Origin of the sequence: Lentzea sp. NBRC 105346, assembly GCF_030269605.1 — a bacterium.
Classification (GTDB): Bacteria; Actinomycetota; Actinomycetes; order Mycobacteriales; family Pseudonocardiaceae; genus Lentzea.
Genome location: NZ_BSTQ01000001.1, coordinates 650,686 through 667,645 on the forward strand (window position 1 = coordinate 650,686; position 16,960 = coordinate 667,645).

Here is a 16,960-nt window from a genome sequence, read left to right on the forward strand (position 1 = left end):
TCGGCCAGAATATCAACTACCGAAGAGATCGCCGAGGGTTTTCACCCGGTCCAACACATCATCAGCGAGAAACACCAGGTCATCGGGAGAGCGGCACTCCTCGACCTCGTCCCACGTGATCGGCGCCGACACCGACGGCCGCTCCCGCGCCCGCAACGAGTACGGCGCCACCGTCGTCTTCGCCGGATTGTTCTGACTCCAGTCGATCAGCACCTTCCCGGTCCGCGCCGCCTTCGCCATCGTCGACACCACCTCCCGCGGCGTCTCCCGCGCCAGCCGCTGCGCGAGCTCCTTCGCATACGCCGACGTGTCCTTGCTCGGAGCCCGCGCGTACAACTGCATCCCCTTGGACCCCGACGTCTTCGCCCACGCGTCCACGCCGTCGTCCTCCAGCGCCGCCCGCAACCGCTGCGCCACCCGGCAGCACTCCACCACCGTCGCCGGCGCACCCGGATCCAGGTCGAACACCAGCAGATCCGGATCCCGCCGCCCACCACGCGGCCCCGACGTCCACTGTGGAATATGCAGCTCCAGCGCCGCCAGATTCGCCAGCCACACCAACGTCGGCAAATCGTCGACCATCACGAAATCCGCGTAGTCGTTACCCCGGCTCGAACCAGGAGTCTCGATCCGCACCGTCCGCACCCACTCCGGCGCATGCTGCGGAACGTTCTTCTCGAAGAACGACTCCCCACCCACCCCGTTCGGAAAACGCCGCAACGTCACCGGCCGATCCTTCAAGTGCGGCAACAACACCGGCGCGATCCGCCGGTAATAGTCGATCACCTCGGCCTTGGTGAACCCGTACTCCGGGTACAGCTCCTTCTCCAGGTTCGTCAGCTTCAGCTGCCGATCCTCAACCCTCACCACCGTGGTCGACAACGGCCACCTCCTCGGGCGTCTTGTCCGGCCGCAACCCGCGCCACGCCGGGAACCGCATCCGCCCATCCGGCGTCCACTGCCGGAACACCACCTCGGCGACCAGCTCAGGACGCACCCAGCGCGCACCCTTCGCCCGCTCCCGCGGCACCTCGGTCACGAACGGCGACTTCTTCCGGTCCAGCGCACCCAGCCGCTCCGTCAGCACCCGCAGCTCCGCGTCACCGAACCCCGTCCCGACACTCCCGACGAACCGCAGCCCGCCACCCTCCGGGATACCCAGCAGTAGCGCCCCGATCACCCCCTGCCGCTTACCCTCACCCGGACGCCACCCGCCGATCACCACCTCCTGCGCCATCAGATCGGTGACCTTCCGCCAGTGCGGCGACCGCTGACCCGGCAGATACACCGAGTCCAGCCGCTTCGCCACCACCCCCTCGAGCCCCTGCTCCCGGCTCGCCGCCAGCACCGCCGCACCCTCACCCCGATACGACGGGGGAGTCAGCCAATGCGGACCGCGCAGCTCCAACCCCTCCAGCAGCTCCCGGCGCTTCGCGAACGGCACGTTCAGCATCGGCCGCCCATCCAGATGCAACAGGTCGAACACCAGCAACGTCACCGGCGTCGACTTCATCGCCCGCCGCGCCTGCGCCGCGTTCTGCACAACATGCATCCGCTGCTGCAACGCCGCGAAACTCGGCCGCCCACCCTGGATCGCGACGATCTCCCCGTCCAGCAACGCCTGCGTCGCCCCCAGTTGCTCACCCAGCCCCTGCAGCTCCGGATACGTCGCCGTCACGTCATTGCCCACCCGGCTGAACGCCTGCACCCGGCCACCCTCGACCAGAAGGACCGCCCGCACCCCGTCCCACTTGAACTCATACGCCCACGCGTCGTCATCCGGCGGCAGGGGACCGGGGGAGGCCAGCATCGGCTTCAGCGACTCCGGCAGCTCCTGCCAGTCCGGCCGCGCCGCCTCGTGCCGGCGGCGCACCATCCAGTCCTTCGACCCGTGCTCCCGCTGGAAGAACACGAACTCGCCCTGCGTCCGCTCACCGTGCAACACCACGTCGATCTCACGGTCGGACCACTTCACCGTCTCGTAGCGGCCGCGGTCCCAGATGAACATCCGCCCGCCGCCATACTCGCCCTTCGGGATCTCACCGTGAAAAGTCGCGTACTCCAGCGGGTGATCCTCGGTGTGCACGGCCAGCCGAATCGTCCCCGGCGTCGGCGGCAACCCCTTCGGCACCGCGAACGACACCAGCACCCCGTCCCGCTCCAGCCGCACATCCCAGTGCAACCGGCGAGCATGATGCTCCTGGATCACGAACGTGTCGTTGTTCCCCTTCGGCAACGCCGTGTCATCACCGGGGACAGGCTCCGGCGTCTTCGCCGGATCCCTCTTGCGGCGGTACTCGTCGAGCCCCGCCATCTACGCGGAGCTGGCCTTTTTCTTCGTCGGCTTCTTCCGCCCGGCCTTCGCCTTCTCGACGCTGCGCTCCAACGCCGTCATCAGGTCGATGACCTCACCCTTGTCCTCGGTCTCCGGCTGCTCGGGCAACTCCGCACCCTCGGCCTTCGCCGCGATCACCTGCTCCAGCGCGTTGCGGTACTCGTCGTTGAACTCGGTCGGATCGAAGTCCCCGGCCATCGACTCCACCAGCGACGTCGCCATCTTCAACTCCTGCGGCCGCACCTCGATGTCCTGGTCCAGGAAGTCGAACTCCGCCTTGCGGATCTCGTCCGGCCACAACATCGTGTGCAACACCAGCACGTCGTCCCGAGCCCGGATCGTCGCCAGCTTCTCCTTCTGCCGCATCGTGATCTTCACGATCGCCAGCTGACCCGTCTTCGTCAGCGTGTCCCTGAGCAGCACATACGGCCGCGCCGCCGCCTTGTCCGGCTCCAGGTAGTACGTCGACTGGAAATAGATCGGATCGATCTCCTCGGCGTCCACGAACTCCAGCACGTCGATCGCCCGGTCCGTCTTCACCGGCAGCTTCTCGAAGTCCTCGTCATCCATGATCACCATGCGGCCGTCGTCCAGCTCGTACCCCTTCGCGATGTCGGAGTACTCCACCTCGTTGCCGCACACCTGGCACACCCGCTTGTACCGGATGCGCCCGCCGTCCTCCCGGTGCACCTGATTGAACCGGAAATCGTGCTCCTCGACCGCCGAGTAGAGGCGCACGGCGATGGTCACCAGACCGAAGGAGATAGCCCCACGCCACACGGATCTCATGACAACTGAGTACCCCTGAAATGGGATTTTCGCACTACAGTGTCACCCACATGGCCTAACGTTTTGGATCTGCCGGAAGCTCATGACTCCATTGCGTTCAGCGCCCGGTACGTCCGGTTGGCCGCCACCGCCGCCCGCCGCTCCCGCGCCGTCGCCTCGATGTAGTTCTGCGACGTCGCCAGCGACGCGTGCCCCAGCAGCGCCATGATCTCGCTCGCCGAAGCACCGTCCTCGGCCAGCCGCGTCGCGAACGTGTGCCGCAACGCGTGCAGGTTCGCGCCCGTCGGCACCCGGTCGTGCAGCCCCGCCCAGCGGAAACACGACTTCACCAGGTACTCCAGCCCACCGCGCCCGATCGGCTCACCATGCCGGTCCCGCAGCAACGACGAGTCCCGGTCGAACCGCCCCTGCGGGAACCGCCGCCGGCACGACTCCAGGTACGCCGTGATGATGCGCTCCATCGGCGACTCGATCGGGATCGACCGGTCGCGGTTGCCCTTGCCCCGCACGTGCAGCCGCTGCTCACCCGGCCGGCCCACGATCGACGCCAGCGTCAACGTCCGCATCTCCGCGGATCGCAGCCCCGCGACCAGCCCCAGAGCGAGCACCAGGACGTCCCGCTCCGGCCACGGGTCCCGCCCCTTGCGGGCACCCTCCGCGGCCGCCGACAGCAGCTGCTCCGGGGTGTCCTCACCACGCAGCGGCTTCGGGACCAGGGGAGGGGTCTTCGGTCGCGCCACGGCGCCCATCGGGTTGCCCGCCAGCAGGTCCTCGGCCACGCAGAACGTCAGGAACTGGTTCCACGTCGACCACGCGCGCAGCACCGAGCTCTTCGCGTGGGTGTCGGCGAAGACGCCGAACGCCATGCGCAGGTTCGCGCCGGTCAGGTCTCTCACGTCGAGCTCTGTGACATCGACCTGGAGCGCGGAGGCGAGCAGGGCGTTCACCCCGGCCAGATCACGCTGGTAGGCCAGGGTCGTGTGCGGGGAGTCCTTCCTCGGTCGGCGGGCGAGGAAGAAGCTGTCCTGAGCGGCGAGCACTTGCACACTGATCTTGTACCGCACGGGTCTGACAGTTCCGGCACCGCACCCCTCGAAGTTGATCATGGCGGGGCACAGGGGAGTTGTGCTGGATAATGGCGATTATGCATGAAACGTCCGTTTTGCCGGATTCTGAACCGGTGGGGATAACGGCGGGATTTGCGGGGAATCCACGCGTAATAGACGGCACTTCCGTGCGTGTTCTAGACGACTCATCGATGCCGACCGCGCTCCGGCATCGCCGAGGGCTCAAGCGCACGGGCATCTGCAGGGGCCGCCGACCTGCCCGTCGGAGACGCCTGCAGATGCTCTGCGAAGCCCCTTCTGGGACGATCTTCGCAGGTCACGTATTACGCCGATAATCTACATTATGTCAAGTAACGTGGATCAGGACGCGTCAGGCACACTCCTCCACATGCGTTTCGCGATCTACGTCCCCTGTTATGGCGCCTACGGCGATCCCGCTGTGCTGAGCGAACTCGCGGTCACCGCCGAGGCGGCCGGCTGGGACGGCTTCTTCATGTGGGACCACGTCATCGGCGATCCGCTCGTCGCAGACCCCTGGGTCACCCTGGGCGCCATCGCCGCCCGGACCTCGACGATCACCCTCGGGCCGATGATCACGCCGGTGCCGCGGCGCCGGCCGTGGAAGCTGGCCCACGAGGCGAGCACGTTGCAGCGGTTGTCCGGCGGGCGGCTGATCCTCGGCGTCGGTATGGGTGTCCCCCGCGATTATTCGTCGTTCGGCGAACCGCCGCAGAAGGGGCGGGCGAGCCGCCTCACCGAAGGCGTCGAGCTGGTCAAGAAGTTGTTGTCCGGCGAGGAGGTTCAGCACGACGGCGAGCACTTCCAGGCGTCCGGGGTGCGGTTCGCGCCGGTGGACGTGCCGGTCTGGGCCAGCGGGCTGTGGCCGCGCAAGGTGCCGTTCCTGGCGGCGAAGGACGCGGCGGGCCTGTTCCCCATCATGCGCGACGACGAGACCGGGTTCGCGGTGCCGACACCGGAGCAGGCGAAGCAGATGAAGGCCGAGTTCGTGGCCGCCGGCGGTCCCGCGGACGGTGATCTCGCGATCTGGGGTGGCGGGGCGCTGCCGGAGAAGGATCTCGTCGGTGCCTATGCCGAGGCGGGCGCGACGTGGTTGTTGCTGGACGGCTGGAAGTCCTCGGTGGACGAATTGCGCCGGAACATCGCGGCCGGTCCCCCGCGGTAACAGAGTGTCACTTTCGGCCCAGGGGTAATCCTTCCGCTGGTGTTCGGCGGAATCGGGTTGCTGATCATGCTGGATGGCTAGCCTGATCTTCATGGGCATCGGGGTGTACGACGAGAAGGGTGCCGCGTACGCCGAGCACTCGGCTCGCAATCCGTGGAACGACCTGTACGACCGTCCGACGATTCTGGCGCTGGCCGGTGATGTGGCGGGTAAGCGCGTGCTGGACGTGGGGTGTGCGGCGGGTCATCTGACGGGTGCGTTGACACAGCGGGGTGCGTCGGTCGTCGGGGTGGACAGCAGTTCGGTGTTGTTGTCGATCGCGCGGTCGAAGTGGCCGGCGGAGTTCGTGTGGGCGGATCTGGCGGAGCCGCTGGACTTTCCCGATGGTTCGTTCGACGTGGTGACGGCGTCGTTGGTGTTGCACTACCTGCCGGACTGGTCCACTCCCCTGGCCTCGCTGCACCGGGTGTTGCGGCCGGGCGGGGTGCTGGTGATGTCGGTGCATCATCCGTGTGAGGACTGGCGGTGGTTCGACCTGCCGAACTACTTCTCGACGGAGCTGGTGACCGACGAGTGGGTGGTGGCCGGTGAGCGGATGGTGGTGCAGTACTACCACCGGCCGTTGAGTTCGGTGTTCGCTTCGTTGCGGGAGGCGGGTTTCGTGGTGCACGACATGGTGGAGCCGATGCCGTTGCCGGAGTGCGAGCAGGTGGATCCGCGGACGTACGAGAGTCTGACGACGAAGCCGCGGTTTCTGTATTTCAAGGCTGTCGCGGGATGACGTGCCCGATCTGTGCGAAGCATCGCGGTGAGGGTGATCTGGTCGGTCCGGTGTTGTGGGCCGACGACCTCGTTGTGGTGTCGCACATTGGTTCTGGGTTTCCTGGCTATGTGTTGGTGGAGACGCGGCGGCATGTGGCGTACTTCGATGAGCTGACGCCGGATGAAGTGGTGGCGGTGGCGCGGGCCGCGCATGGGGCGGCGCGGGTGTTGAAGGCGGTGCTGGAGCCGTTGTTCGTGTTCTCGTGCATCGTGGGGCGCGGGGTGGCGCATTTTCATCAGCACGTGTTCGTGCGTCATCCCGGTACTCCCCCGGAGCTGGACTGGACGTGGGTGGAGAGTCCGTTGTGGCCGGCCGCGGAGATCGAGGCGTTGTGCGACTCGCTGCGGGCGGGCATGACAGATGTCATGGCCGGGTCGTGACGGCTCGTACCGGTTCGGGGGCGCGCCGGGCGACAGGCTTGGCGCATGACGGAAGCAACGGCTGTGCGGACCGGCGCCGCGGTGGCGATCAGCGGTCTGCACAAGGGGTTCGGTGAGGTTCGGGCGGTCGACGGTGTCGATCTGCTGATCTCGCCTGGGGAGGTCGTGGCGCTGCTGGGCCCGAACGGGGCGGGCAAGTCCACGACGGTCGACATGATGCTCGGGCTGACGAGGCCCGATCGGGGGTCGGTGAGCATCTTCGGGCGGGCGCCGCGGGCGGCGGTGTCGGCCGGGGTGATCGGCGCGATGCCGCAGAGCGGGTCGTTGCTGGAGGATGCGACGGTCGCGGAGACGGTGGGGTTGATCGCGGCGTTGCACCGCGCTCCCCTGCCGGTGGCCACGGCGCTGGAGCGGGCCGGGGTGGCCGATCTGGCGGACCGCAGGTGCACGAGGTTGTCGGGTGGGCAGAAGCAGCGGGTGCGGTTCGCGCTGGCGTTGGTGTCCGATCCGGATCTGCTGGTGCTCGACGAGCCGACGGTGGCGATGGATGTGGAGACGCGCCGGGAGTTCTGGCGGTCGATGCGGGAGTACACCTCGGGTGGGCGGACGGTGTTGTTCGCGACGCATTACCTGGAGGAGGCCGAGGAGTACGCGGACCGGGTGGTGCTGATGCGGTCCGGCCGGGTGGTGGCGGACGGTTCGGTGGCTCAGGTGCGGGCGGCGGTGTCGGGGCGGACGTTGCGGGCGGTGGTGCCTGGGGTGCGCCGGTCGGTGGTGGCGGGTCTGCCCGGTGTGCGTGGTGCGGAGACGAGGGGTGAGCAGGTCTCGTTGACCTGTTCGGACTCCGACGCGGCGCTGCGGGCGTTGCTCGCCGCTTTCCCGGATGCCCACGACATCGAGATCAGTGCGCTTGGCCTCGAGGACGCGTTCCTCGCGCTGACCGGAGAGGACGCCTGATGAACCCGCGGTTTCTGATGCTGGAAGTGACGCGCGCGGTGCGCAGCACGCGGTACCTGATCTTCACGGTGGTGCTGCCGGCGGTGATGTTCCTGTTGTTCCTGAACCTGTACGGCGGTCAGGGCGGCTCGTTTCCGAACGGGTTGCCGGTGCGGACATCGCTGATGATGAACATGGCGTTGTTCGGTGTTCTTTCCGGACCGTTGGCGGTGGGTGCGCGGATCGCGGTGGAGCGGGGGTCGGGCTGGCAGCGGCAGCTGCGGCTGACTCCGTTGTCGGGCACGGGGTATCTGCTGACCAAGGGTGCGCTGGGGATGCTGGTGGCGTTGCCGGCGGTGGTGCTGGTGAGCTTCATCGGCGGGGTGTTCGAGGGGGTCGAGCTGGAGCCGCTGCAGTGGCTGGCGCTGGAGGGCACGCTGTGGCTGGCGGCGTTGCCGTTCGTGCTGCTGGGCATCGTGGTCGGGTTGGTCTCCTCCCCCGACGGGATGCAGGCGGTCACGGGTGGTGTGTCGATGGTGTTCGGTCTGCTGGGCGGTATCTGGATTCCTGCCGATGTTGCACCTGGGTGGCTCCGCGGTGTGATGGAGGTGCTGCCCGTTTACTGGGTGAAGGAGCTGGCGCAGGCTCCGCTGGTGCCGGGGGTGAACGTGCCGATGGCGTTGCTGGTGGTCGGGGCGTGGGTGGCCGGTCTGGGGCTGGTCGCGGCGCGGCGGTTCCGGGCTCAGGCCTAGGTTTTGCCGTATGCGTGATCGCAACCGCTGGTGGCTGTTCGGCTCGCTGTTCATCCTGGTGTACCTGCCTGGCGTGATCATGGATATCGCCGGGCAGGACCGTCCTGGGTGGCAGCGGGCCGGGCTGATCGCGCTCGTCGTCGGGTACGCGCTGGGGTGGCTGTTCGCCCCGCCACTGATCTGGGATTCCGACAGCGAGGACCGCCGGACGGTGGTGTGCCTGGCGCTGACGGCGCTGGGGCTGGTGACGGTGGGGCTGCTGGGTCTCCCCTATGCCGGGCTGATGGTCTACATCATGGCGACGACGGCGATCGCGTTGCCGGCGCGGCGGGCGATCCTGATCGATGGTCTGGTGCTGGGTGGCCTGGCGGTGGCGATGGCGGTGACGCACGATCTGCCGCGCGATGGTGGTCAGCTGGGGACGTTGTTGTCGGTGACGCTGGGCATGCTGGCGCTGGGCCGGATGCTGCGGGCGAACAAGGCGCTGGAGGCGGCGCAGGAGGAGATCGCGGCGCTGGCGGTGACCGAGGAGCGCAACCGGCTGGCGCGGGATCTGCACGACGTCCTGGGGCATTCGCTGACGACGATCACGTTGAAGGCGGGGGTGGCGCGGCGGTTGCTGGAGAGCGATGACGTGCCGCGGGCTCGGGAGGAGGTGCGGGAGATCGAGAGCCTGACGCGGCAGGCGTTGGGTGATGTGCGGGCGACGGTGTCGGGGTATCGCGAGGTGTCGTTGTCGGCCGAGGTGGTGGGTGCGCGGGCGGCGTTGGACGCGGCGGGGGTGGCGGCGGATCTGCCGCACGCGGTGGACAACGTGCGGCCGGATCTGCAGGGCGTGTTCGGGTACGTGTTGCGGGAGGCGGTCACGAACGTGCTGCGGCACGCGGCGGCGTCGCGGTGTGAGGTGCGGCTGGGTGACACGTGGCTGGAGGTGCGGGACGACGGTCGTGGGGCCGGGGTGGGTCTGCCGGGGACGGGGTTGGCGGGTCTGCGGGAGCGGCTGGCGGCGGTGGGTGGCACGGTGGTGGCGGGGCCGTTGGCGGGTGGTGGTTTCCGGCTGCGGGCGGAGGTCGTGTGATCAGGGTGTTGCTGGCCGATGACCAGGCGTTGGTGCGGGGTGCGTTCGCGGCGATGCTGGGGTTGGAGCCGGACATCTCGGTGGTGGCCGAGGTGAGTTCGGGTGACGAGGTGGTGGCGGCGGCGTTGCGGGCGTCGCCGGATGTGGCGTTGCTGGATGTGCAGATGCCGGGGCGGGACGGGTTGTCGGCGGCGGCGGATCTGCGGGCGGCGTTGCCGTCGTGCCGGGTGATCGTGTGTACGACGTTCGGGCGGCCGGGCTATTTGGCGCGGGCGATGGCGGCGGGAGCGGCGGGGTTCGTGGTGAAGGACGCGTCGCCGGAGCAGTTGGTGGACGCGGTGCGGCGGGTGCATTCGGGGTTGCGGGTGGTGGATCCGGTGCTGGCGGCGGAGTCGCTGGCGGTGGGGCGCTCGCCGTTGACCGAGCGGGAGCGGGATGTGCTGGCGTCGGCTCGTGATGGTGGGACGGTGGCGGATCTGGCGCGGGTGTTGCATCTGTCGGAGGGGACGGTGCGTAACCATCTGTCGTCGGCGATCGGGAAGACGGGGGCGCGGACGCGGGCCGAGGCGGTGCGGCTGGCGGAGGACAGTGGCTGGCTCTAGGGGCTGGCTCTGACTGATCCCGGTTGGGAGTGGTCCGTTTGGTGTGCTGCGGGTGCGGGGTCGGCGTGGTGGCCGGTTCAATGCGGTCATGGCCGTTCCTCTGGTTGATCTGACGCCCTGGTTCGACGGATCCGGGCGGTCCGCTGTCGCCCGGCAGGTCGACGACGCGCTGCGCGACTCCGGGTTTCTGCTGGTGACGGGGCACGGTGTGCCCGATGGGTTGCGGGCGCGGACGCGGGAGCTGGCGCGCCGGTTCTTCTCGTTGCCCGTGGCGGACAAGCAGCGGTACGCCGTGACGGTCGGTGGGCGGGGCTGGTTGCCGCCGGGGGTGGAGGCGAACGGGTTCGCGGAGGGCACTCCTACTCCCCCGGATCTGAAGGAGTCGTACTCGCTGGGCGCCGAGGAGGGTTCGGACCCGTTCTGGTTTCAGCCCAATGTGTTCCCGTCCGAGGTGCCCGAGCTGGAGGCCACGGTGCGGGAGTACGTGGGGCGGATGCGGGCGTTGTCCGACGAGCTGCTGACGATCTTCGCGGTGGCTTTGGGGCTGCCGGAGACGTTCTTCACGCGGCATTCGGGGCGGCCGACGTACACGTTGAACATCAACCACTATCCGCCGATGTCGGCGGTGGGGACGCCGGAGCCGGGTCAGTTCCGGATCGGCCCGCACACGGATTTCGGGACGGTGACCGTGCTGGATCGCCAGTACGGGGTGGGCGGGTTGCAGGTGTTCAGTTCGGCCGGTGAGTGGGAGGACGCGCCGTTCGACCCGGCGGCGTTCACGATCAACATCGGGGATCTGATGGCGCGGTGGGTGTCGGATCGGTGGCGGTCGACGCGGCACCGGGTGTTGCCGCCGGACGCGAGCGCGCCGGATGAGGATCTGGTGTCGTTGATCTTCTTCTACGAGTGTGATCACGACGCGCGGATCGTGTCGCTGGACGGGCGTTATCCCGAGGTGGTGGCGTCGGAGTACCTGAAGGAGAAGCTGGACTCGATCACGGTGGGTTAGGGGTCCAGACGGTCGCGGGGCGGGTGTCGGTGCTCTCCAGCGTCAGGGGCACGGGTACCGCGTATCGAACGAGTGCGGTGAATTGTGAGCGTGGCAGGTGTGCGCGTTCGGGATCGCCGACCAGCACCCGGCATTGTCGAACGCCGGCGCTGGCGCGGCGGAGGAACGGCATGACCCGTTCGGTGATGTCGCGGTCGTAGAAGGCGTCGCCGGCGAGGACGACGTCCGCTCCCCCGGCGTCGCCGGCGAGCTGGTCGCCTTCCAGGAGCTCGATGTGGACGTTGTTGGCTTGCGCGTTGAGTGCGATCGCGGCGAGCGAGAGCGGGTCGACGTCGTTGGCGATGACCCGTGCGGCTCCGGCGAGGGCGGCGGCGATCGCGACGAGTCCGGAGCCGGAGGCGAGGTCGAGGACGGTCTGGTCGCGGACGGTCTCCGGGTGGTCGAGCACGTAGCGGGCCAGGGCCTGTCCGCCTGCCCAGGGGAACGCCCAGAAGGGTGGCTGTTCGCGTTCGGTCAGTGCCCACAGGTCCATGGCCTCGGCGGCGCTGTGCAGCACGATCTCCGGGACCATCGGGACCGGCGTCGGAGTGGTGTGCGCGAGGACGAACTCTTCGGGCGGCATCCCCGTGATAGTAAAGACCTCGTGATCGAGCTCAAGTCCGCTGCCGAACTCGACGCGATGCGCGAGGCCGGGAAGGTCGTCGCCGCCGCGTTGTCCGCTGTTCGCGCGCACGCCGTGGCCGGGGTGTCGTTGCTGGAGCTGGACGACGTGGCCGCGTCGGTGATCGCCGACGCGGGTGCCGGGTCGTCGTTCCAGCACTATCACCCGCGGTTCGCGCCGACGCCGTTCCCGGCGGTGATCTGCGCGTCGGTGAACGACGTGATCGTGCACGGGATCCCGGACGCCTACGAGCTGGCGGAGGGTGACCTGGTGAGCATCGACTGCGGTGCGCACGTCGACGGCTGGCACGGTGACTCGGCGATCAGCTTCGTGGTGGGTGCGGGTGATCCGGCGGATGTGAAGCTGGTGTCGGTGACCGAGCGGGCGCTGGACGCGGCGATCGCGCAGTGCGTGCCGGGCAATCGGCTCGGGGACGTGTCGCACGCGGTCGGGGTGATCGGGCGGGGTGCCGGGTACGGGATTTTGCGCGGGTTCGGCGGGCACGGCGTCGGGCGGGCGATGCACGAGGCGCCGAGCGTGGCGAACGAGGGCACGCCTGGGCAGGGGTTGCAGTTGCGGCCGGGGATGGTGATCGCGATCGAGCCGATGTTCATCGCCGGTGGGGTGGACACGCACTACGCGGCGGCGGACGGCTGGTCGTTGCACACCTCCGACGGCAGCCGGGCGGCGCACACCGAGCACACGGTCGCGATCACGGAGTCCGGGCCGCGGGTGCTGACCGCCTAGAGCCCTCCCCCGACGCGGAGGATGGCGCCGGTGACGTAGGAGGCCTCGTCGCCGAGCAGCCAGGCGATGGCGGCGGCGACCTCGTCGGGTTCGCCGGCGCGGCCCAGAGGGATGCGGGTGGCGAGGCGGTCGGCGCGGTCGGGCATGCCGGACAGGGTGTGGATCTCGGTGCGCGTGATGCCGGGTGCCACGGCGTTGACGCGGATGCCTTGGGGTGCGAGTTCTTTCGCGAGTCCGATGGTCAGTGTGTCGATCGCGGCTTTGGACGCTGCGTAGTGCACGTACTCGCCTGCGCTGCCGGTGGTGGCGGCGCCCGAGGAGACGTTGACGATCGCTCCTTCGGTCATGCGTTGCGCGGCCGCGCGGGCGACGAGCAGCGCGCCCATGACGTTGACGTCGATCACCCTGCGCAGGTCTTCGATGCGCGCGTCCTTGAGTGGGCCGAGTGGGCTGGTGATGCCGGCGTTGTTCACCACTGCCGTCACCTGTTCGGCAATGTCGAACAGGCGCTCGACGTCGGCCTCGTTGGTGACGTCGGCCTGCACGGCGGTGACGCCCTCGATCGGTTCGGGCTCGTGCTGCCGGTAGCTGATCACGACCTGGTGTCCCGCGGCGGCGAGCCGGCGTGCCGTCGCCGCGCCGATGCCGCGGCTTCCTCCGGTGATGACTGTGGCCATGATCCGAGCGTATACTCGTACCCGGATATCCGAGCACGAGGGGGCGTTGCATGAAGAAGAAACTGCTGTTCGAGACATCAGGGATCATCAAGGCGCCGCTCGAGCGGGTGGCGGACCTGCTGTTCGCCGACGGGCCGCCGACCGGGACGCACACGTCGGTGGACCGCAAGAACCACACGATCGCGTACTGGGGCAACTGGTGGTACCGCGGCGAGGACTCGCTCGAGCCGCATCCCGAGGGCACGCGGCTGGTGCACCGGGTGTTCAACATCGCGCCGCAGGGCAACCTGCCGGTCTACCTGGCGAACAAGCTGTTCATCGGGTACCAGGCCAAACTCGACGCAGGGATGCGCAAGCGCGTCGCCGAGTACACCGCAAGGCTGGGCTGACTACTCTGTACGAGTGACGCCCCGTTGTTCCGTGTTCTCCGCCGCGCTGGACGAGCCGCTCGCGGGCACCGCCGCGTCGGCGTCGGCGTGGCTTTGTCTGGAGCAGCCGGGACCGTGGGGCCGCGACGCTCTCGTGGAGAGCCATCTCGATCCGATGCTGGGCGCCGAACTGTCGCGTCGCGCGTCGGCCGCGGGTGTGCGGATGCTGCTGATCCGCCGCCCCGGCCGGCACGCCGACACGCATGAACCGGTGCGGCGTCAGGTGTTTCTCGCGTCGACCGCTCCTGGGGCGTCGTGGCTGGAGCAGGCGGTGCTGGCCGCCCCCGAGGAACTGCTGGAGCTGGACTTCGCCGCTCTCGGTGCCGGGCGGTCGGAGGCGTTCGGGACGCCGGTGTCATCGCCGCTGGTGTTGGTGTGCACCAACAGCAAGCGCGACATGTGCTGTGCCTTGTACGGGCGGCCGATCGCTTCCGCGTTGGATCTGTGGGAGTGCACGCACACCGGTGGTCATCGTTTCGCGCCCACCGGGGTCGTGCTGCCGACCGGGTACCTGTACGGGCGGTTGGATCTGGACCTGGCCGTTCGGCTTACGGCCGGAGAGATCGTCGCGGACCGCTGCCGGGGCCGGTCGTGCTGGTCGCCGCAGGCTCAGGTCGCGGAGGTGGCCGTGCGGGCGGAGATCGGTTCGGTGCGTGACGAGCTGTCGATCGCCGCCGAGTCACCCGGTGCGGTGGTCGTCCGGCACTCGGATGGGCGCGAGTGGAAGGTCGAACTGCGCGAGGAGGCCGTGCCCGCGCGGCCGGCGAGCTGCGGCAAGTCACCCGATCCGGCTGTCGCCCTCGTGGCCGCCGCGGTCGCCGGCCTCGCCCGTGTGCGCTGACGCTGCTGCGAAAAGTCCGACGCCCAGTGCGTACGGGTCGTCCAGGCCGATCGTGCGCAGTGTGTCCAGTGGCAGCGCGAGCATGGAGACGGCGACGCCGAGGAAGTAGGCGTCCAGCAGCCCGGCGTCGCGCACCGAGCTCGGCACCCCCGCCGCCTGGTGCAGTGCCGCGCCCGCCTCGGCGTTCGCGACGACCATGCCGCTCAACGCCTGCCGTACACCGGGCCGGCGCACCGCCTCCAGGTAGAGCTCGACCATGGCGAGCATCTGCGTGGGGTCGTCGGCGACCGCGCGGCGCAGCAGTGCCGGGTAGAGCTCGCTGACGTCGGTCGGTGAGATGTCCGCGGGCGTGGTCTCCCGCAGCCGGTCGACGGCCGCGCGGTGCAGGGTGGTCATGCGGTGCGCGGCCGCCTCCAGGATGGCCTCACGGGTCTTGAAGTAGTTCTTCGTCGTGCCCTGCGGCACCCCGGCCTCACGATCGATCGCACGGTGAGTGAGGCCGCGGCCACCCTCGACGGCGAGGATCGCGATGGCGGTGTCGCACAGGAGCTCACGACGGCTGGTCATTGGTCGGGAAGACTAACGTGATCACCACGGACGTGGTGCGGCGGGGTGGATCTTGTGAACGCGCTGGTCAGAAGTTGTTGAACCGGCGCGGCTGGTACTCGCCGCCGTTGAGGCCGTAGCTGAGCACCCGGTGGTCGGTGCCGTACCCGCCGCGCTGCTCGTAGGCCCAGTACGAGGTCTTGGTGGGGTCGTACCACTTCTCGAAGATGACGACGTGGCGGCCGTTGGCGTCGTCGCCGATCTTGTCGATCACGAGGTCGGCGGGCTGCATGTCCCGGTAGGCGACGGGCTTGGTGTAGACGTCGAACAGGTCGATCGTGATCGGGCCGGGCTTGGGCAGCGCGGCGGCCATGCTCACGTAACCGGAGCAGTCCTGCCGGTAGCCGTCGAAGTACTGCGTCTGGCTGTAGGGCACCTGGTGGCCGTCGTAGGCGGTGAGCCACTTCGCGGCGCGCGCCAGGATCTGCAGCCGCGTCATCGACGTACCCGCCGCCTGCGCGGGGGCAGCGGTGAGGCCCATCAGGACCGCGACCAGCAGGACGATCACTCTCATCTGTGTGGCTCCCATTCCGTAGATCACCTGTCGGCGCTTAGGGTCGGTTCATGGATCTGACCGAGATCTGTTTCGCCGGTGCGGCGCGTCAGGCCGAGCTGCTGCGCGCGGGCGAGGTGTCGTCGCGTGACCTCGTCGCGGAGTACCTGAGCCGCATCGACCGGTTCGATCCGCGGCTCAACGCGTTCCGCCTGGTCTTCGCCGACGAGGCGCTCGCCGCGGCCGCCTCCGCCGACGAACGGCGCGGCGAGGACCTGCCGCTGCTGGGCGTGCCGATCGCGGTGAAGGAGGACCTGGCGATCGCCGGGCTGCCCACCACGAAGGGCACCAACGCCGTGCGCACGCCCGCGCCGGAGGACTCCGCGGTCGTGAACCGGCTCAAAAAGGCCGGTGCGGTGATCATCGGCCGCACCCGCATGCCCGAGCTGGGCCTGTGGCCCTACACCGAGAGCGGCTGGGCCGGTCCGACGCGCAACCCGTGGTCGCTCGACCATTCCCCAGGTGGGTCCAGCGGCGGTTCGGCGGCCGCGGTCGCCGCGGGCCTGGCCGCCGCGGCGATCGGCACGGACGGCGCCGGGTCGATCCGCATCCCGTCCTCGGTCACGGGCCTGTTCGGTCTCAAGCCGCAACGCGGCCGCGTGTCGCTGTTCCCCGACCGCGAGGGCTGGGGCGGCATGGTCGTCGCCGGCCCGATCACCCGCAACGTCGCCGACTGGGCGTTGATCGCCGACCAGATCCACGGCCCCGTCCCCGGCGACGCGCACGTGGCGCACCCGCCGCGCACCTCCTTCAGCGAGGCCGCGCGGACCGAACCCGGCCGCCTGCGCGTCGGGGTGTCCCTGCGGCCGTGGGGACCGGGCATCCCGATCGACCCGGAGGTCCGCACCGCGGTGCTCGACACCGCCACCCTGCTCGGCGACCTCGGCCACGACGTCGTGCGGCTCGACCCGCCCATGCGCGACCTGACCGCGTCCAACCTCTTCGCCGCGCGGTACCTGAACAACGCCTACGAGGCGCGGATGGAGCTCGAGTTCCCCGACGAGGTGGAGCCGCGCACCCGTCAGGCGGGCGAGCTGGGCCGGCGACTCCCCCGCGCCCTGGTGCGCAAGGCGCTGTCCGGGGATCGCGCGCTGACCGCGTTCGCCAACCGCGTGTTCGCCGACGTCGACGTGCTGCTGACGCCCGTGCTGACCCGCCCGCCGATCCGGGTCGGCGAGTGGGACCACCGGTCGACGTTCACCGCTTTGCTGGCCGCGTCGCGGTACACGACGTTCCTGCCGTTGTGGAACATCGTCGGCAACCCCGCCGCCGCCGTGCCCGCCGGGCACACCGCGGCCGGGCTGCCGATCGGCGTGCAGCTCGTCGGGCGTCAGCACGACGAGTGCACCCTGCTGCAGGTCTCGGCCCAGCTCGAACGCGCCCGGCCGTGGGCCGATCGCATCCCCCAGGCCTTCGCTCACGCCGGGTAGAGTACTACGAACCCGTACTATCCGAAACGGTTGTTGTTTGGGTCGAGGCTCGCGCGAACGGGC

Annotated in this window: 20 protein-coding genes; 12 read left to right on the forward strand and 8 right to left on the reverse strand. The window is 69.2% G+C overall.

Going from position 1 to position 16,960, the window contains the following annotated elements; translation table 11 throughout:
- Positions 1-12 precede the first annotated feature (12 nt).
- The 4 genes from ligD (QSK35_RS02475) to QSK35_RS02490 all read right to left on the reverse strand — a co-directional run bounded on the left by ligD (QSK35_RS02475) (position 13) and on the right by QSK35_RS02490 (position 4,188).
- Entirely contained in the window at positions 13-882 is an 870-nt protein-coding gene (ligD, locus tag QSK35_RS02475) for a non-homologous end-joining DNA ligase (RefSeq protein ID WP_285741776.1), read from the reverse strand.
- Complete coding sequence (gene ligD, locus QSK35_RS02480; RefSeq protein ID WP_285741777.1) at positions 857-2,314, reverse strand: non-homologous end-joining DNA ligase; 1,458 nt, start codon at positions 2,312-2,314, stop codon at positions 857-859. The genes ligD (QSK35_RS02475) and ligD (QSK35_RS02480) overlap by 26 nt, the downstream gene beginning before the upstream one ends.
- Positions 2,315-3,124, reverse strand: a complete 810-nt coding sequence (ku, locus tag QSK35_RS02485) for a non-homologous end joining protein Ku (RefSeq protein ID WP_285741779.1) — start codon at positions 3,122-3,124, stop codon at positions 2,315-2,317. It lies immediately after the preceding gene.
- Positions 3,125-3,204: 80 nt separating this feature from the next.
- A complete protein-coding gene (locus QSK35_RS02490) occupies positions 3,205-4,188 on the reverse strand; it encodes a tyrosine-type recombinase/integrase (RefSeq protein ID WP_285741781.1) in 984 nt (327 codons plus the stop codon).
- Between the two features lie 391 nt (positions 4,189-4,579).
- Here QSK35_RS02490 and QSK35_RS02495 point away from each other — a divergent pair, with 391 nt between their 5' ends.
- The 8 genes from QSK35_RS02495 to QSK35_RS02530 all read left to right on the forward strand — a co-directional run bounded on the left by QSK35_RS02495 (position 4,580) and on the right by QSK35_RS02530 (position 10,954).
- Positions 4,580-5,374, forward strand: a complete 795-nt coding sequence (locus QSK35_RS02495; RefSeq protein WP_285741783.1) for an LLM class flavin-dependent oxidoreductase — start codon at positions 4,580-4,582, stop codon at positions 5,372-5,374.
- Between the two features lie 91 nt (positions 5,375-5,465).
- A complete protein-coding gene (locus tag QSK35_RS02500) occupies positions 5,466-6,155 on the forward strand; it encodes a class I SAM-dependent methyltransferase (protein ID WP_285741785.1) in 690 nt (229 codons plus the stop codon).
- Positions 6,152-6,577, forward strand: a complete 426-nt coding sequence (locus tag QSK35_RS02505) for an HIT family protein (protein WP_285741787.1) — start codon at positions 6,152-6,154, stop codon at positions 6,575-6,577. The genes QSK35_RS02500 and QSK35_RS02505 overlap by 4 nt, the downstream gene beginning before the upstream one ends.
- 45 nt (positions 6,578-6,622) lie before the next feature.
- A complete protein-coding gene (locus tag QSK35_RS02510; RefSeq protein ID WP_285741789.1) occupies positions 6,623-7,534 on the forward strand; it encodes an ABC transporter ATP-binding protein in 912 nt (303 codons plus the stop codon).
- On the forward strand, positions 7,534-8,265 hold the full coding sequence (locus QSK35_RS02515; protein WP_285741791.1) for an ABC transporter permease: 732 nt from the start codon (positions 7,534-7,536) through the stop codon (positions 8,263-8,265). The genes QSK35_RS02510 and QSK35_RS02515 overlap by 1 nt, the downstream gene beginning before the upstream one ends.
- Positions 8,266-8,275: 10 nt before the next feature.
- Entirely contained in the window at positions 8,276-9,343 is a 1,068-nt protein-coding gene (locus QSK35_RS02520) for a sensor histidine kinase (protein ID WP_285741793.1), read from the forward strand.
- A complete protein-coding gene (locus tag QSK35_RS02525) occupies positions 9,340-9,945 on the forward strand; it encodes a response regulator transcription factor (protein ID WP_285741795.1) in 606 nt (201 codons plus the stop codon). The genes QSK35_RS02520 and QSK35_RS02525 overlap by 4 nt, the downstream gene beginning before the upstream one ends.
- Positions 9,946-10,033: 88 nt before the next feature.
- Entirely contained in the window at positions 10,034-10,954 is a 921-nt protein-coding gene (locus QSK35_RS02530) for an isopenicillin N synthase family dioxygenase (protein ID WP_285741797.1), read from the forward strand.
- Here the strand turns inward: QSK35_RS02530 and QSK35_RS02535 are convergent.
- Positions 10,941-11,576, reverse strand: coding sequence for a class I SAM-dependent methyltransferase (locus QSK35_RS02535; RefSeq protein ID WP_285741799.1), 636 nt, complete (start codon positions 11,574-11,576; stop codon positions 10,941-10,943). The two genes, QSK35_RS02530 and QSK35_RS02535, sit on opposite strands and share 14 nt — an antisense overlap.
- Before the next feature lie 21 nt (positions 11,577-11,597).
- Here QSK35_RS02535 and map point away from each other — a divergent pair, with 21 nt between their 5' ends.
- Positions 11,598-12,362: a type I methionyl aminopeptidase gene (gene map / locus QSK35_RS02540; protein WP_285741801.1), complete on the forward strand. Its 765-nt coding sequence runs from the start codon at positions 11,598-11,600 to the stop codon at positions 12,360-12,362.
- On the opposite strand, the gene QSK35_RS02545 is transcribed toward map, so the two are convergent.
- Positions 12,359-13,039 (reverse strand): SDR family oxidoreductase, encoded by a 681-nt coding sequence (locus tag QSK35_RS02545; RefSeq protein ID WP_285741803.1) that lies wholly within the window; start codon positions 13,037-13,039, stop codon positions 12,359-12,361. The genes map and QSK35_RS02545 overlap by 4 nt on opposite strands.
- Before the next feature lie 50 nt (positions 13,040-13,089).
- On the opposite strand from QSK35_RS02545, the gene QSK35_RS02550 reads away from it, so the two are divergent.
- Both QSK35_RS02550 and QSK35_RS02555 read left to right on the forward strand, forming a co-directional pair.
- Entirely contained in the window at positions 13,090-13,428 is a 339-nt protein-coding gene (locus QSK35_RS02550) for a hypothetical protein (protein ID WP_285741805.1), read from the forward strand.
- A gap of 13 nt (positions 13,429-13,441) precedes the next feature.
- Entirely contained in the window at positions 13,442-14,308 is an 867-nt protein-coding gene (locus QSK35_RS02555; RefSeq protein WP_285741807.1) for a ferredoxin family protein, read from the forward strand.
- Here QSK35_RS02555 and QSK35_RS02560 read toward each other — a convergent pair.
- Both QSK35_RS02560 and QSK35_RS02565 read right to left on the reverse strand, forming a co-directional pair.
- Positions 14,246-14,875 (reverse strand): TetR/AcrR family transcriptional regulator, encoded by a 630-nt coding sequence (locus QSK35_RS02560; protein WP_285741809.1) that lies wholly within the window; start codon positions 14,873-14,875, stop codon positions 14,246-14,248. The genes QSK35_RS02555 and QSK35_RS02560 overlap by 63 nt on opposite strands.
- A 67-nt stretch (positions 14,876-14,942) precedes the next feature.
- Positions 14,943-15,428, reverse strand: a complete 486-nt coding sequence (locus tag QSK35_RS02565) for a hypothetical protein (RefSeq protein ID WP_285741811.1) — start codon at positions 15,426-15,428, stop codon at positions 14,943-14,945.
- Positions 15,429-15,478: 50 nt separating this feature from the next.
- On the opposite strand from QSK35_RS02565, the gene QSK35_RS02570 reads away from it, so the two are divergent.
- Positions 15,479-16,897: an amidase gene (locus tag QSK35_RS02570; protein WP_285741813.1), complete on the forward strand. Its 1,419-nt coding sequence runs from the start codon at positions 15,479-15,481 to the stop codon at positions 16,895-16,897.
- Positions 16,898-16,960: the final 63 nt, after the last annotated feature.